We start from the raw sequence: 16,031 nt of genomic DNA, 5'->3' as shown, positions 1-16,031 counted from the left end.
AAACCGTTCGACAGAACCGAATGATGCTCATGACCGAACGACCCAAGCTGAATGTATCGCCCGGATCAGACCTTTTCCACGTCGACCCCGACGGCGTGCTCGTACACCAACCGTCCGCCGAGATAGGCAGCCAGGGCGATCAGCGCCGCGGTGACGGCCGACAGATACAAAGCCCAAAGCTCCATGCCGCCTCCCTTGTTCTGAAAACGCAACAGCCAGTTGAGCGAGGCCAGCGAGAGCATCATCACGGCCAGGATCGCATGGCACCAGGCGGTTATCTTCAGTCGAATCTCACGCACCGTGAGCAGATCGATCAGCCCGAAAATGCTCGCGACCCAGCCTCCCAGTGCACCCACGCCAGCCAGCCAGAGCCCGGCACGCCACCAAAAATCGTCCAACGTCCAGAGATGGGCGAGATCGACCGGCAGCAGGCCAGTCAAAGCCGCAACCGGGAAATGAATCAACATCGGGTGCAGAGGATGCCCGGCAATAGCGGCGCGGCTATGAATCGAATATTGGGATTTGGCCATCCGGCACTCCAACGTCAGAAAGGGGGACGGGCCACGCAACCGCTCGAACGTGCCGGCCGTCTCTTGAAATGGACCACGCTGGCGCTGGCAGTTCCTTCGTTGACCGGCTGCGGTGGCCCACTTTCCACCCTCGATCCGGCCAGCCCCATGGCCCGGCAGGTGGCCAACGTCTGGTGGGGCATGTTCGGCTTCGCCAGCCTGGTGCTGGTGGCGGTCACTGCGATCTGGATCTATGCGCTGGCCCGCGAGCCACGCCAGACCAGCGAGGAACAGGCGATACGACTCAACCGCCGTTGGGTCATTGGTGGCGGCATCGTCCTGCCTAGCCTGAGCATTATCGTACTGCTGATAGTTGGCATCCCGACTGGCCGCAGCATGCTGCCCCTCCCGGTGGAAGGCGAGCAACCGCTGAAGGTGCGAGTCACCGGCCATCAATGGTGGTGGGAGGTCCATTACCCCGACAGCGGCGTAACCACAGCGAACCAGCTGATCATTCCGGCTGGCCGGCTGATCGACGTTCAGGTCACCAGCGCCGACGTCATCCACTCATTCTGGATCCCCAGACTTGGCGGCAAGATGGATATGCTTCCGGGACGCACCAATGTGATTCGCATCGAGGCCGGGCACGCCGGAATCTTCCACGGCCAGTGTTCGGAGTTCTGCGGTCTCCAGCACACACGTATGAAACTCCATGTCGAGGCCCAGCCAGCGGCTGACTTCGAGACCTGGATCGCCGCCAGGAAAAACCTGACATTCGAGCAGCGCGCACCGGGTGCGGCCGGTCAGGTGTTCAACGATCGCTGCGGCCAGTGTCATCGTGTTGCAGGCATTACCGATGGCAATCGTGCGCCAGACCTCACCGACCTCGCCACCCGCCCCAGCCTGGGTGCCGGGGTGATCGAAAACAACCGCGAAGGTCTGCGTCGTTGGCTGCGTGAGCACAAGGAACTCAAATTCGGCAATGGCATGCCGGCGCACGACGACGTTCCGCCGGAAACCCTCGACCAGATCGCTGTTTGGCTGGAGACGCTCGCGCCATGAATGCTTCGTTCAGGGGCAGCGCCCCGTCTACCGATCCCGATCAGCTCCACGACCAGTTCAACGACGTCTGGGGCAACCCACGCGGCTGGCGCGCACTGACCATCGTCAATCACACCAGCATCGGCCTGCGCTTTCTGATCACCGGCGGTGTGTTCTTCCTGATCGGCGGGCTGATGGCGATGTTGATCCGCACCCAGCTGGCCATGCCCGGCTATGTGCTGATGGAGCCCGACGTCTACAACCAGGTCTTCACCATGCACGGCTCGGTGATGATGTTCCTGTTCGCCGTGCCGATGATGGAAGGCCTGGCGGTCTATCTCATCCCGAAAATGATCGGCGCGCGCGACCTGATCTTCCCGCGGCTCTCCTCGCTCGGCTACTTCTGCTACCTGTTCGGCGGCATCATTCTGCTGTCCAGCGTGTTTCTCGGGGTCGCGCCGAAAGCCGGCTGGTTCATGTACACACCACTTTCCAGCTCTTCGCACATGCCGGGGGTGAATTCGGACTTCTGGTTGCTGGGCATCACCTTCGTCGAGATCTCCGCGGTCAGCGCCGGCGTCGAGCTGGTGGTCTCGATCCTGCGCACCCGCACCAATGGCATGGCGCTGCATAAGATGCCGCTTTATGCCTGGTACATCCTGGTCATGGCGCTGATGATCGTGTTCGGCTTCCCACCGCTGATCCTGGGCAGCATTCTGCTGGAGTTGGAGCGCGCCGCCGGCCTGCCCTTCTTCGACACCGCCAAGGGCGGCGATCCAGTGCTCTGGCAGCATCTGTTCTGGCTGTTCGGCCATCCCGAGGTGTACATCATCTTCCTACCCGGAGCGGGCATCGTCTCGACGCTGTTGCCGGTGTTTTGCCAACGGCCCTTGGTCGGTTATCGCTGGGTGGTGCTCGGCGTGCTGACCACCGGTTTTCTCAGCTTCGGGCTCTGGGTACACCATATGTTCACGGTGGGCATTCCGGCGCTGGCGCTGGGCTTCTTTTCCGCGGCGAGCATGCTGGTGGCAATCCCCACCGGGGTGCAGATCTTCGCCTGGGTCGCCACGCTCTGGCTGGGCAAACCGGTCTATCACGTGCCTATGCTCTGGCTGGTCGGCTTTCTGATCGTCTTTGTCTGCGGTGGCCTGACCGGTGTCATGGTGGCCCTAGTGCCCTTCGATTGGCAGGTGCATGACACCCATTTCGTAGTGGCACACATGCATTACGTGCTGGTCGGCGGCATGTTCTTCCCACTGATGGCCGGCCTCTATTATTGGTTGCCGCACTTTTCAGGGCGCATGCCCTCGGTGCGCCTGGGCCGCTGGGGCTTCTGGCTGGTGTTCATCGGCTTCAACACCACCTTCCTGATCATGCACTGGACAGGCCTGCTGGGCATGCCGCGTCGGGTCTATACCTACGACACGGGCCTGGGCTGGGACATACCCAACCTGGTCTCGTCGATTGGCAGCTTCGTCATGGCGATCGGCATCGGCACCATCCTGCTCGACATCGTGTTGCATTTCCGCTTCGGTCAGCCGGCAAAAGAGAATCCCTGGAACGCCGACACGCTGGAATGGGCCACGGCCCTGCCACCGAGCCCGTACAACTTCGTCAGCCTACCGGATATCACCGACCGGCATCCTCTGTGGAAAGACCCGGGACTGCCGAAGAGCATTGCGCGTGGCGAACACGCGTTGACCACGATCGATCACGGTCGACGGGAAACCTGGGGTTCGGATCCGTTGACTGGCGAGGCGCGGGAAATCATTCATTTGCCGGGCAACAGCTGGTGGCCGTTCGTGGCCTCGGTATTTCTCGCCGTGCTATGCCTGAGCCTGTTGAACAAGTTCTACTGGGTCGCGCTCATTGCCACCCTCGTAACGCTGGTCGTGCTTTTGCGCTGGTCATGGGAAAACGGCGCGCACCCGGCGGCCGCTCCGGACGCACACACCCAGCCGGGCGAACCCCCGCTGCACTCGCGCACCTTCGACGGTCCGGGATTGTGGGGCATGGGCGTCACCTTGCTGGCCAACGCCACCCTGTATCTGTCGCTGCTGTTCGGCTGGTTCTACCTGTGGACCGTTTCGCCGGAATGGCAGGTTCCGCAGCGATCCGACCTCAACACCTGGCTGATGTTGGCCAGTGCCATTGTGCTGACGATCGGGACGCTATGGATGCGCCGTATACCGGCGCGGCTTCGTCGGGGCGACAACACCCGGTTGCAGAGCAATCTGGGCATGGTTGCCGCGATCGGCGTGGTCCAGTTCGGCATGCTGCTGTGGGTATTGCTGGGCGCCAATCTGCGAATCACCGAAACCGCCCACGATGCGGTGATCTTCGTGATCCTCGCCTACAGCCTGATCCATTGTGGGCTCGCGGCGATCTGCACGCTGCTACAGATGCTACGGGTACATTACGGTTATGTCGGTGAGAAGGCGCCCTACGAACCGGTGGTGGTCGAGCAACTCTGGTACTACAACCTGGGGGTGGTCTGGAGTGCTTATGCGGCGATCGCTCTGTTCCCGTCGGCCGTGGGAGGTGCCTGATGAAATACCGCCGCACCTCGATTTTCCATCCGATGCAGATCCCATTCGGGCTGACCATCTGGAGCTTCTGGTTCGCCACCATGTACGGCTCGCAGGCCGTGGTCTGCTCGATCGCGCCGCCGGACCCGGGTCAGGACATCTTCAATTGGCTGAACGCCAGTTTCGGCGTGTTCACGCTGATGGTGGTCGCGCTGCTGCTTTGGTTGGGCCGTCGGTCCTGGAAGCTGTCGCGCAAGCCGCATGAGCTCAATGAGCGGCAGGTATTCGTCACCAAGGTCGCATCGGGAATTCATTTCATCGCCGCGTTGGCGACGGTATTCGTCGGGCTTCAGCTGGCTTTCTTGCCGCCCTGCGTCTGACCGAACGACAACCCGGCGATGGTTTCAGACCGAGCAGCACGCTCAGTCGGTCTTCTTGCGGATCCAGTAGAGATAGGTGCCCTCTTCGATCTGTTGCTCCACCAGCTCGTGCCCGAGAAACACGCAGAACTTGGGGATATCACGCTGGGTGGACGGATCGGTTGCGATCACCTTGAGCAGTTCGCCGCCGCCGAGTCCGCGCACCTTGTTGTGCAGCATCATCACTGGCTCGGGACAGTTCAGGCCGCTGGCATCGAGCACCGCGTCGGCAGACAGTTCAGCAGATTGAGACATCACAGGCTCCTAAAACAGAACGGCATTGTCGCCCAGACAGATCATGCGGTCACCCGCTGCCGCGTCACAGGCGACGCAAATGGCAGGTCACTTCCTCGCGGTCATGGTAAAGCTGCTTGCAGCCAATGCTCGCTTTCACCCCCCGTTCGGCAAGCCCATCGGCGATGCGTTCCAGCAGACGCTTCACCTCCGCGTAACGTTGTTTCATCGGCAACTTGAGGTTGACCACCGCCTCTCGACACAAACCTTCACCGATCCAGGTTTCCAGCAGGGCGGCATTCTTAGCCGGCTTCTCGACGATATCGCAGACCATCCAGTCCACCGGCCGCTTCGGACGGAAAGCGAACCCGTCGGCTCGGTAATGGCCGACCAGACCGGATTCGAGCAATTCCTCGTTCATCGGACCGTTATCCACCGCCATCACTTCCATGTCCCGGTTGACCAACTGCCAAGTCCAGCCGCCTGGCGAGGCACCCAGGTCCACCGCGGTCATCCCAGGCGCCAATCGCGTATCCCACTGGTCACGGGGAATGAAGTGGTGCCAGGCCTCTTCCAGTTTCAGTGTCGAGCGGCTCGGCGCCTGCCGAGGGAACTTCAGACGGGGAATGCCCATTGGCCACATGGCGCTGTTCTCTGCCTCGGCAATGCCAAGAAATACCTCGCGACCACTTTTGAAAGTCAGCAGCAGGCGCGGCCCCGGGTCATCTTCGACCAGCCGCCCGGCTTTGGTCAGCGCCTTGCGTAACGGGGCCTCGAACTTACGGCAGAAGTTCGACAGTTCCTTGCCGTCGTTGGTATCCAGCACCTCGAGCCAGACGCTGCCGCATACTGGGTAGGTCTTGAGGTGTTCGAGCAATACGCCGATACGGTCGGTCTCTGGCAATGCCAGATGCTCGCCACGCGCCCATTGCCGAACGAAGATCAAGCGGGCGAAGCGCACGCCGCGCATCATGCGCTGCGCTTGTTCCGGCTCGCTGCAAATAAACTCGGCGCAGGCACTGTTCGGTTTCGCCTTGGCGTAGCCGGCCACGCTCAGTCGGGCGGCCTGGTCGCTGATCTCGGCGCAGACTTCGTTTTCGAAGCCTGGGCGGCAATGCAGCAGCAATGTATTCATGGTACGAACCCTGTTGTCGCGCGAAGGTGCAATAGCGTCGAAGCGCTCTGCGACCAAAGCCGCGCATGATAGCCGACTGGGGAACCCGGGGCTTACTGCCCCGGTCCAGTGAACAGTCACCTCGGAATAATTGCGGCCGCATACGGCATTGCCTGCTGTACATCACTCGATGCCTTGGCCCGGATTCCATTGCCAACTGGATCGGCGGCCCGTTCGTGGCGAAATGATTCGCCAAGGGCTAGCTTCAACAGACCGCTCCCTACTCAGCCAGCCCGACCGTGCGGGCACAAGGAGAGACGAATGCCATCCCTGGACAGCCTGAATTGCCGACGAAGCCTCGATGTAAACGGCAAAACCTATCACTACTTCAGCCTCCCCGAAGCGGCGAAGCAGCTCGGCGACATCAGCCGCCTACCGACCTCGCTCAAGGTGCTGCTGGAAAACCTGTTGCGCTGGGAAGATAACGTCACGGTACGCACCGACGATTTCACTTCATTGGCGGTGTGGTTGAAGACTCACACATCGGAACGCGAAATCCAGTATCGCCCCGCGCGGGTGCTGATGCAGGATTTCACCGGTGTTCCCGCAGTGGTGGACCTGACGGCCATGCGCGATGCGGTGTCACGTGCCGGTGCTGACCCTCAGCGCATCAACCCACTGTCACCCGTGGACCTGGTCATCGATCACTCGGTGATGGTCGACCGCTTCGGCAGCAACAGCTCGTTCGCGCAGAACGTCGAGATCGAAATGCAACGCAACGGAGAGCGCTACGAGTTTCTGCGCTGGGGCCAGCAGGCCTTCGACAACTTCCGCGTGGTACCGCCGGGAACCGGCATTTGCCATCAGGTCAATCTCGAATACCTGGGTCAGGTGGTCTGGACGAAAGAAGAGGATGGAGAAACCATCGCCTATCCGGACACCCTGGTCGGCACCGATTCGCACACCACCATGATCAACGGCCTCGGCGTACTGGGCTGGGGCGTGGGCGGTATCGAAGCGGAAGCGGCGATGCTCGGCCAACCCGTGTCGATGCTGATCCCCGAAGTCATCGGCATGCGCCTGACTGGCAAGCTCAACGAAGGCGTCACGGCTACCGACTTGGTGCTCACCGTCACGCAGATGCTGCGCAAGCACGGCGTGGTGGGGAAGTTCGTCGAGTTCTTCGGCCCGGGCCTGGATCATCTTCCGCTCGCCGATCGCGCTACAATCGGCAACATGGCGCCCGAATACGGCGCCACCTGCGGCTTCTTCCCGGTGGACCAGATCACCATCGATTACTTGCGCCTGACAGGCCGAGATCCGGACCGCATCGCTCTGGTCGAGGCGTACAGCAAGGCGCAGGGCATGTGGCGCGACAGCAACTCACCGGACCCGGTGTTCACCGCTACGCTGGAGCTCGATCTCGGTCAGGTCCAGCCCTCCCTCGCGGGGCCAAAGCGTCCTCAGGATCGGGTCTCGCTGGGTGACATCGGTGCCAGCTTCGATCTTCTGTTGGAAACCAGCGGCAAGATTCAGCATGCAGACACGGCGGTGCCTGTCGTCGGCGAAAGCTTCGATCTCAAACACGGCGCGGTGGTGATTGCCGCGATTACCTCCTGCACCAACACCTCCAACCCGAACGTCTTGATGGCCGCCGGCTTGGTGGCCAAGAAGGCACTCGAGCGCGGCCTGAAACGCGCGCCCTGGGTTAAATCCTCGCTCGCGCCAGGCTCCAAGGTGGTCACTGATTATCTGGAGCGCGCCGGCCTGACGACCTATCTGGACCAACTCGGCTTCAACCTGGTCGGTTATGGCTGCACCACCTGCATCGGTAATTCCGGTCCGCTACCCGACGCGATCGGCCAGGCGATCACCGAGAACGACCTGATCGTCTCCTCGGTACTGTCTGGCAACCGCAACTTCGAAGGGCGCGTGCATCCGATGGTCAAGGCCAACTGGCTGGCTTCGCCACCCTTGGTCGTGGCGTTCGCGCTGGCCGGCACCACGCGAATCAATATGGACAAGGACCCGCTGGGTTACGACGAACAGAATCGTCCGGTCTATCTCAAGGACATCTGGCCCACCAGCGCCGAAGTGAACGAAGCCGTCAGCAAGATCGATGGCCAGATGTTCCGTACACGTTACGCGGACGTGTTCAGTGGCGATGAGCATTGGCAATCTATTGCCGTGACCGCAGGCGACACTTACAAATGGAACAATAATTCGAGCTACGTGCAGAACCCGCCGTTCTTCGAAGACATCGGCCAGCCGCCGGCACCGCCAAAAGATGTTGAAAATGCGCGCATCCTGGCGCTGTTTGGCGACTCCATCACCACCGACCACATCTCGCCAGCCGGCAACATCAAGGCCAGCTCACCAGCCGGACTGTATCTGCAGCAACTGGGGGTGAAACCGGAAGACTTCAATTCCTACGGCTCGCGTCGGGGCAATCATGAAGTGATGATGCGAGGCACATTCGCCAACATCCGCATCAAGAACGAGATGCTGGGCGGCGAAGAAGGCGGCAATACGCTTCATCAACCCAGCGGCGAGCGGATGTCGATCTACGATGCGGCGATGCGCTATCAAACTGAAGGCGTGCCGCTGGTGGTGGTTGCCGGGAAGGAATACGGCACCGGCTCCAGTCGGGATTGGGCCGCCAAGGGCACCAACCTGCTCGGCGTCAAGGCGGTGATTGCGGAAAGCTTTGAGCGCATCCACCGATCCAACCTGATCGGTATGGGCGTGCTGGCGCTACAGTTCGTCGGCGATCAGACCCGGCAGTCGTTGGGCCTGACTGGCAATGAGCAGCTCTCTATTCGTGGCCTGGGCGCCGATATAAAACCCCGCCAGCTGCTGACCGTGGATATACAGCGCGCAGACGGTTCGCGGGATAACTTCCAGGTGCTCTGCCGCATCGACACGCTCAACGAGGTGCAGTACTTCAAGGCAGGCGGAATCCTGCACTATGTGTTGAGACAGCTGATCGCAGCCTAAAACCCGTCACCTGTCACACCAAAACGCCCGCTCGCAGCCCAGCTGCCGCGGGCGTTTCGCTCTGAGCGGGCCATCTGTCGAACCGCGCTCAATTTATCCAGTGGCCGGCCGTTAAAAAAAAAGTTGGTCAGCCGACCACGTTACAAGAAAGACACGCACCAGCCCCTCCCCGAACTGCCAGGCGTACCCAATGCGAAACAACCAGCCCATCACCCAGCGCGAATATGCGTTCCCCGACCAGCAACGGCTGATTTCCACAACCGATTTGAAAGGCAAAATCAGCTATTGCAATGACATCTTTGCCGAAGTCAGCGGCTTCGAGCACAGCGAGCTTATCGGCTCTCCACACAACCTGATCCGTCATCCCGATGTGCCATCCGCCGTGTTCGCGCACATGTGGGCCACGCTCAAGGACGGCAGACCCTGGATGGGCATCGTCAAGAATCGACGCAAGAACGGCGACCACTACTGGGTCAATGCCTACGTAACGCCGGTGCTGGACATGCAGCGCACCGTCATCGGCTATGAGTCGGTCCGCACCAAGCCCACACGCGAACAGGTGCAGCGCGCCGAAGCACTCTATGCGCGCCTCAACGCCGGCAAGAGCGGTGTACCGCAGCGCGACAAGTGGATGCCGGTTGCGATCAACTGGCTACCCTTCATCGTCATCAGCCAGATCGGGTTCATGATCGGCACATGGTTCGATCATGCTTGGGGCTTTGCGCTGGCCGCGCTGCTTTCCGTGCCACTGGGCCTCGCTGGGCGTCACTGGCAGATGCGCGGGGTGAACCGTCTGGTGCGCCTGGCCGAGCAATCCACCAGCGATCCTCTGATCGCACAGATGTACACCGACAGCCATGGCGTTGAAGCCCGCCTGGAAATGGCGATGCTCAGCGAACATGCGCGCCTGAAAACTTGCCTGACTCGCCTGCAGGACAGCGCTGTACAACTACAGCAGCAGGCCAAACAGGCCGATGAGTTGGCACACAGCTGCTCGGATGGTCTGGCTCGTCAACATCACGAAACCGAACAGGTCGCCACGGCCATTAACCAGATGGCCGCGACGACCCAGGAAGTCGCGGGCAACGTGGCCCTGGCGGCAGAGGCCACCGAGCAAGCCAACCGGCTTGCTGCCCAAGGGCAGGAAATCAGTGGCCAAACCCGCAAGGCTATCGAGCTGCTGGCTCATGCCGTGAAGGAAACCGGCGATGCGGTGGCGGAGCTGGCACAGAACAGCGATGAGATCGGTACCGTGGTCGACGTGATCAAAAGCATCGCCGACCAGACCAACCTGCTCGCGCTAAACGCGGCCATCGAAGCGGCCCGTGCCGGGGAAAGCGGCCGTGGTTTCGCAGTGGTCGCCGACGAGGTCCGCCAGTTGGCCCAGCGCACCTCCGCCGCCACGGGTCAGATCCATCAATTGATCGAAAAGCTTCAGCTACAGGCGCGCCAGGCCGTCGAGACGACGGAGCAAGGCCGTGCACAGGCGAACCGTGGCGTAGAACGGATGATCGATTCGGACAAGGCGCTCTCGGGCATCACTACGGCAGTAGAACGCATCATCGACATGACGTCGCAAATTGCTTCGGCAACCGAGCAGCAGAGTTCGGTTGCCGAGGAGATCAGCCACAACGTCAGCAACATTGCTCGCCTCGCCGATCAGACATCGGGAGATGCACAGAGCTCGGCGCTACTTTCCGAGGGCTTGGCCGCCACGGCGCATTCGCAGTACTCGCTGGTGGAGCGTTTCAACCGCTGAATGCGAGCCTGGCCCTGTCGCCACACGACACGCCCGCTCGCAGGACTGCGACGGGCGTTCTACTTTCCACTGATGCCATCAGCGGCGGAGCAAGAACGCCGCGACGACGTCCGCGGCACTGTCCAGGTGCTGTTCCTGGGTCAGCCCTGACTTCTTGAGCGGCTTGAGATCATGATCGGCTGCCGTCAGCCAATGGAAACGAATCGCGGGTGACAGCGAATAGCCAGAGACGGTATTCCGATCACCCAGCGCGTCGCGTTCACCCTGGATGATCAGGGTGGGCGTGCGCAGTTCGGCTAGATGCGCCACACGGGGCTTTTCCCGCTTGCCCGCAGCGTAGAAGGGATACCCCAGACACACGAGTGCCTCGACCTTCAGTTCGTCGGCCAGCAGGCTCGCCATCCGTCCCCCCATCGACTTGCCACCGATCGCTAGGCGGCCTGCGGTTTGCTGTCGCACCGATTGGTATACCCCCCGCCACTGCTGCAACAGCTGCGCTTGCGGATTGGGTGGGCGCTTGCGCCCGGTCGCCCGCCGTTCGGCCATGTAGGCGAACTCGAAGCGGAACACGGCAATGCCCCGGGCTACAAGCCGCTCGGTGATTTGCTGCATGAAGGGACTGTCCATCGGCGCGCCCGCGCCATGCGCCAGGATCAGGCTGCTGCGAGCTCCCCCCTGCGGCTGATCGACCCGGACGAACGGAATTTCACCGCCCTGTGAGTATTGATCGGCGTCAATACCGGCCATTTGCCCTTTGCCCATCCTTGCCCTCGCTTTCGATCGAAAGAAATGTCCCGCTCAGCGCAACAAAAACATGCTCACTACCGTGGATGGAAGCCCATACATGAACACAGCAACCAGTACCGCCTACAACTATAAGGTGGTCCGCCAATTCGCCATCATGACGGTGGTGTGGGGAATCGTCGGGATGGGGCTCGGCGTTCTCATCGCATCGCAATTGGCCTGGCCGTTTCTCAACTTCGACTTGCCCTGGACCAGCTTCGGTCGCTTGCGACCCTTGCACACCAATGCGGTGATTTTCGCTTTTGGTGGCTGCGCATTGTTCGCGACCTCCTACTACTCCGTCCAGCGCACCTGCCAGACCACGCTATTCGCACCCAAGCTGGCGGCCTTCACCTTCTGGGGCTGGCAATTGGTCATTCTGCTGGCCGCAATCAGCCTGCCGCTGGGATACACCAGTTCCAAGGAGTACGCCGAGCTGGAATGGCCTATCGATATCCTGATTACTATCGTCTGGGTGTCCTACGCGGTGGTGTTCTTCGGCACCCTGGCCACCCGTAAGGTCAAGCACATCTATGTAGGTAACTGGTTCTTTGGCGGCTTCATCCTGACCGTCGCGCTGCTCCACGTGGTCAACAACCTGGAAGTGCCGGTCACCGCGATGAAGTCGTACTCGCTGTACTCCGGTGCCACCGACGCCATGGTGCAGTGGTGGTACGGCCATAATGCGGTGGGCTTTTTCCTGACTGCCGGCTTCCTCGGCATCATGTATTACTTCGTACCCAAGCAGGCCGAACGTCCGGTGTATTCATATCGACTGTCGATCGTCCACTTCTGGGCGCTGATCACCGTCTATATCTGGGCCGGCCCGCACCACCTGCATTACACCGCGCTGCCGGACTGGGCGCAGAGCCTGGGCATGGTGATGTCGCTGATTCTGCTGGCACCGAGCTGGGGCGGCATGATCAACGGCATGATGACTCTCTCGGGCGCCTGGCATAAGTTGCGCAGCGACCCGATCCTGCGCTTCCTGGTGGTTTCCCTGGCGTTCTACGGCATGTCGACCTTCGAAGGTCCGATGATGGCCATCAAGACCGTCAACGCGCTGTCCCACTACACCGACTGGACCATCGGCCACGTACACGCTGGCGCCCTCGGCTGGGTTGCCATGGTATCCATCGGCGCGCTGTATCACCTGATCCCGAAAGTCTTCGGCCGGCCGCAAATGCATAGCATCGGCCTGATCAACGCACATTTCTGGCTGGCCACCATCGGCACCGTGCTCTACATCGCTTCGATGTGGGTCAACGGCATTGCCCAGGGCCTGATGTGGCGCGCGATCAACGAAGACGGCACCCTGACCTACTCCTTCGTCGAAGCACTGGAAGCCAGTCACCCCGGTTTCGTGGTGCGCATGATCGGCGGTGCGATCTTCTTCGCCGGCATGCTGCTGATGGCCTACAACACCTGGCGCACTGTAAGTGCCTCCAAGCCAGCCGAATACGCAGCCGCCGCGCAGATCGCCTGAGGAGCAGAGAATGAAGAAGCACGAAATACTCGAAAAGAATGTCGGTCTGCTGACCCTATTCATGGCGCTGGCGGTAAGTATCGGCGGCCTGACCCAGATCGTGCCGCTGTTCTTCCAGGACGTGGTCAACGAGCCGGTGGAAGGCATGAAGCCCTACACCGCGCTGCAGCTGGAAGGTCGTGACCTGTATATCCGCGAAGGCTGCGTTGGCTGCCACTCGCAGATGATCCGCCCATTCCGCGCCGAGACCGAGCGCTACGGTCACTATTCGGTGGCCGGCGAGAGCGTCTATGACCATCCCTTCCTGTGGGGCTCCAAGCGTACCGGCCCGGACCTGGCCCGCGTCGGCGGCCGCTATTCCGACGACTGGCACCGCGCGCATCTCTACAACCCGCGCAACGTCGTGCCCGAGTCGAAGATGCCCTCCTACCCATGGTTGGTGGAGGACACGCTCGATGGCCAGGACACCGCCAAGAAAATGAAAGCGCTGCGCGCCGTTGGTGTGCCCTACAGCGACGAGGACATCGCCTCCGCCGAAGCTGCCGTCAAGGGCAAAACCGAGATGGACGCGCTGGTGGCTTATCTGCAAGTGCTCGGCACCGCGCTGCAGAACAAGCGCTGACACAACACCAGGCTATCGAGAACGACGCGCTGCAGGGGCAGCCGTCAGGGACCTAACATCGCGGGCAGTTCGAGCGTTCGGGCTGTCCAGGAGTAACAAATGAACGCTTTCTGGAGTGGATACATCGCCCTGCTGACGCTGGGCACCATTGTCGCTCTGTTCTGGCTGATCTTCGCCACCCGCAAGGGCGAGTCCGCCGGCACGACCGACAAGACCATGGGTCATTCCTTCGATGGCATCGAAGAATATGACAACCCGCTACCCAAGTGGTGGTTCATGCTGTTCATCGGCACGCTGGTGTTCGGCATTCTCTATCTGGTGCTTTATCCCGGCCTGGGCAATTGGAAAGGCGTACTCCCAGGCTACGAGGGCGGTTGGACCCAAACCAAGCAGTGGCAGCACGAAGTCGACCAGGCTGATGCGAAATTCGGCCCGATCTTCGCCAAGTACTCCGCTATGGAAGTCGCGCAGGTCGCCCAAGACGAAAGGGCCTTGAAGATCGGCGGTCGTCTGTTCGCCAACTATTGCTCGGTTTGTCACGGCTCCGATGCCAAAGGCGCGAACGGCTTCCCCAACCTGGCGGACAGTGAATGGCGCTGGGGTGGCGACGCGGAAACCATCAAGGCGACAATCCTCCACGGTCGCGTTGCGGCGATGCCGGCATGGGGACAGGTCATCGGTGAAGACGGCGTGAAGAATGTCGCAGCCTATGTGCGCGCTGATCTGGCCGGTCTGCCCCTGCCGGAAGGCAGTGATGCAGATATGGCAGCAGGTGCCCAGGTGTATGCGCAGACCTGTTCGGTCTGTCATGGCGCTAACGGTCAAGGCACAGCCGCATTGGGCGCGCCGAGCCTGGCCAACCCCGCCGGCTGGATCTATGGTTCGAGCCTGCCGCAGCTGCAACAGACCATTCGTCACGGACGCAACGGTCAGATGCCGGCGCAGGAACAGTATCTGGGGAACGACAAAGTGCACTTGCTGGCCGCCTACGTGTACAGCCTTTCGCAACACCCAGAACGCCTGGCGAAGCAGTAAAACCTCTTACAGGGCGGTAGGTCGTACCGCCCTGTTCTGTATCAATTCCCGCCCCAAAAGGTGGCAGTGCGACGCTCTGTCGCAGACCGTCCAGCCTCTGCCATCTTTGCCCATCAGCCTGACTGCTTCTATAGTCTTGCCACTCGCCGAACCCCCGCAGAACTACAAGGCGAAACCCTCGATTCAGCACATCGGCATGATGTGATAAACGACCCTGCAAAGAGCATGGAAAACGCTTGGGATCAGGGTCCGAACGGCACGAGATGGCCTGGGCGTCGATTGCATTGCCCCCCTCCTTTCTCCATACTTGCCGCCGTTTTTGCCCCTTGATATGCCTTTAGCGTGGAAGCCTTGCATGAGCACAGCAATAAGTGAGACTGCATATAACTATAAGGTGGTTCGCCAATTCGCCATCATGACGGTGGTGTGGGGAATTATCGGAATGGGCCTAGGTGTGTTTATCGCCGCACAGCTGGTGTGGCCTGAACTCAACTTCGACCTGCCCTGGACCAGCTTCGGTCGTTTGCGCCCGCTGCACACCAACGCAGTGATTTTCGCGTTTGGCGGTTGTGCATTGATGGCCACGTCCTTCTATGTGGTTCAGCGGACCTCCCAGACCCGCCTGTTCTCCGACGGACTCGCATCCTTCACGTTCTGGGGCTGGCAAGCGGTCATCGTTCTGGCCGTGATCACACTGCCGCAGGGCTTCACCAGCTCCAAGGAATACGCTGAGCTGGAATGGCCTATCGACATCCTGCTGGCTATCGTCTGGATTAGCTATGCGGTAGTTTTCTTCGGCACCATCATGAAGCGCAAGGCTGCCCACATCTACGTAGGCAACTGGTTCTATGGCGCTTTCATCCTGGTGACGGCGATGCTGCATATCGTCAATAACCTGGAAGTACCTGTTACCTGGTTCAAGTCCTACTCGATCTACTCGGGCGCGACCGATGCGATGGTGCAGTGGTGGTACGGCCACAACGCCGTGGGCTTCTTCCTGACCACCGGCTTCCTGGGCATGATGTACTACTTCGTACCCAAGCAGGCTGGCCGTCCGGTCTATTCCTATCGCCTGTCGATCGTTCACTTCTGGGCGCTGATCACCCTGTACATCTGGGCCGGTCCGCACCACCTGCACTACACCGCACTGCCTGAATGGGCGCAAAGCCTGGGCATGGTGATGTCGATCATCCTGCTGGCACCGAGCTGGGGCGGCATGATCAACGGCATGATGACCCTGTCCGGCGCCTGGCATAAGCTGCGCACCGATCCGATCCTGCGCTTCCTGGTGGTCTCCCTGGCGTTCTACGGCATGTCGACCTTCGAAGGCCCGATGATGGCCATCAAGACCGTCAACGCACTGTCCCACTACACCGACTGGACCATCGGCCACGTACACGCCGGCGCCCTCGGCTGGGTGGCGATGATTTCCATCGGCGCCATCTATCACTTGATTCCGAAAGTCTTCGCCCGTGAACAGATGTACAGCATCGGTCTGATCAAC

At 60.9% G+C, this 16,031-nt stretch carries 13 protein-coding genes; 9 read left to right on the top strand and 4 right to left on the bottom strand.

All coding sequences use genetic code 11. The features are described from left to right. Window positions 1-65: 65 nt before the first annotated feature. Complete coding sequence (locus tag MCB86_RS20710; protein WP_045161488.1) at window positions 66-530, bottom strand: DUF2231 domain-containing protein; 465 nt, start codon at window positions 528-530, stop codon at window positions 66-68. A gap of 147 nt (window positions 531-677) precedes the next feature. Between MCB86_RS20710 and coxB the strand changes: the two genes are divergently transcribed. From coxB to MCB86_RS20695, 3 genes are read left to right on the top strand one after another with little or no spacing between them, the layout of a single operon-like run. Continuing rightward, window positions 678-1,571 carry a cytochrome c oxidase subunit II gene (gene coxB / locus MCB86_RS20705; protein ID WP_045161740.1) on the top strand — a complete coding sequence of 298 codons (894 nt, stop codon included), beginning with the start codon at window positions 678-680 and terminating at the stop codon, window positions 1,569-1,571. Next, a complete protein-coding gene (gene ctaD / locus MCB86_RS20700; protein ID WP_045161487.1) occupies window positions 1,568-4,099 on the top strand; it encodes a cytochrome c oxidase subunit I in 2,532 nt (843 codons plus the stop codon). The genes coxB and ctaD overlap by 4 nt, the downstream gene beginning before the upstream one ends. After that, window positions 4,099-4,458 carry a hypothetical protein gene (locus tag MCB86_RS20695; protein ID WP_045161486.1) on the top strand — a complete coding sequence of 120 codons (360 nt, stop codon included), beginning with the start codon at window positions 4,099-4,101 and terminating at the stop codon, window positions 4,456-4,458. Before ctaD ends, MCB86_RS20695 begins: the two co-directional genes overlap by 1 nt. A 42-nt stretch (window positions 4,459-4,500) precedes the next feature. On the opposite strand, the gene tusA is transcribed toward MCB86_RS20695, so the two are convergent. Together tusA and rlmM are read right to left on the bottom strand one after the other, a co-directional pair. Beyond that, window positions 4,501-4,752, bottom strand: coding sequence for a sulfurtransferase TusA (tusA, locus tag MCB86_RS20690; RefSeq protein ID WP_045161485.1), 252 nt, complete (start codon window positions 4,750-4,752; stop codon window positions 4,501-4,503). Window positions 4,753-4,816: 64 nt separating this feature from the next. Then, window positions 4,817-5,866 carry a 23S rRNA (cytidine(2498)-2'-O)-methyltransferase RlmM gene (gene rlmM / locus MCB86_RS20685; protein ID WP_239612035.1) on the bottom strand — a complete coding sequence of 350 codons (1,050 nt, stop codon included), beginning with the start codon at window positions 5,864-5,866 and terminating at the stop codon, window positions 4,817-4,819. Between the two features lie 300 nt (window positions 5,867-6,166). Here rlmM and acnA point away from each other — a divergent pair, with 300 nt between their 5' ends. Then, window positions 6,167-8,842 carry an aconitate hydratase AcnA gene (acnA, locus tag MCB86_RS20680; protein WP_239612034.1) on the top strand — a complete coding sequence of 892 codons (2,676 nt, stop codon included), beginning with the start codon at window positions 6,167-6,169 and terminating at the stop codon, window positions 8,840-8,842. Between the two features lie 190 nt (window positions 8,843-9,032). Beyond that, window positions 9,033-10,601 carry a PAS domain-containing methyl-accepting chemotaxis protein gene (locus tag MCB86_RS20675; protein ID WP_239612033.1) on the top strand — a complete coding sequence of 523 codons (1,569 nt, stop codon included), beginning with the start codon at window positions 9,033-9,035 and terminating at the stop codon, window positions 10,599-10,601. Window positions 10,602-10,679: 78 nt separating this feature from the next. Here the strand turns inward: MCB86_RS20675 and MCB86_RS20670 are convergent, their stop codons facing one another. After that, window positions 10,680-11,363 (bottom strand): alpha/beta family hydrolase, encoded by a 684-nt coding sequence (locus tag MCB86_RS20670; RefSeq protein ID WP_045161482.1) that lies wholly within the window; start codon window positions 11,361-11,363, stop codon window positions 10,680-10,682. An 82-nt stretch (window positions 11,364-11,445) separates the two neighbouring features. Between MCB86_RS20670 and ccoN (MCB86_RS20665) the strand changes: the two genes are divergently transcribed. The 4 genes from ccoN (MCB86_RS20665) to ccoN (MCB86_RS20650) form a co-directional block, all read left to right on the top strand. Beyond that, window positions 11,446-12,870, top strand: a complete 1,425-nt coding sequence (gene ccoN, locus MCB86_RS20665; protein ID WP_045161481.1) for a cytochrome-c oxidase, cbb3-type subunit I — start codon at window positions 11,446-11,448, stop codon at window positions 12,868-12,870. Window positions 12,871-12,880: 10 nt separating this feature from the next. Beyond that, entirely contained in the window at window positions 12,881-13,492 is a 612-nt protein-coding gene (gene ccoO / locus MCB86_RS20660; RefSeq protein ID WP_045161479.1) for a cytochrome-c oxidase, cbb3-type subunit II, read from the top strand. Between the two features lie 99 nt (window positions 13,493-13,591). Further along, entirely contained in the window at window positions 13,592-14,527 is a 936-nt protein-coding gene (ccoP, locus tag MCB86_RS20655; RefSeq protein ID WP_239612032.1) for a cytochrome-c oxidase, cbb3-type subunit III, read from the top strand. 355 nt (window positions 14,528-14,882) lie between these two features. Next, window positions 14,883-16,031: cytochrome-c oxidase, cbb3-type subunit I (ccoN, locus tag MCB86_RS20650; RefSeq protein WP_239612031.1), on the top strand; the 1,149-nt coding region annotated here is incomplete at its 3' end.

Source organism: Pseudomonas sp. KSR10 (genome assembly GCF_022355455.1).
GTDB classification, from domain to species: domain Bacteria; phylum Pseudomonadota; class Gammaproteobacteria; order Pseudomonadales; family Pseudomonadaceae; genus Stutzerimonas; species Stutzerimonas stutzeri_E.
This window is presented reverse-complemented; position numbering and strand designations above follow the sequence as displayed.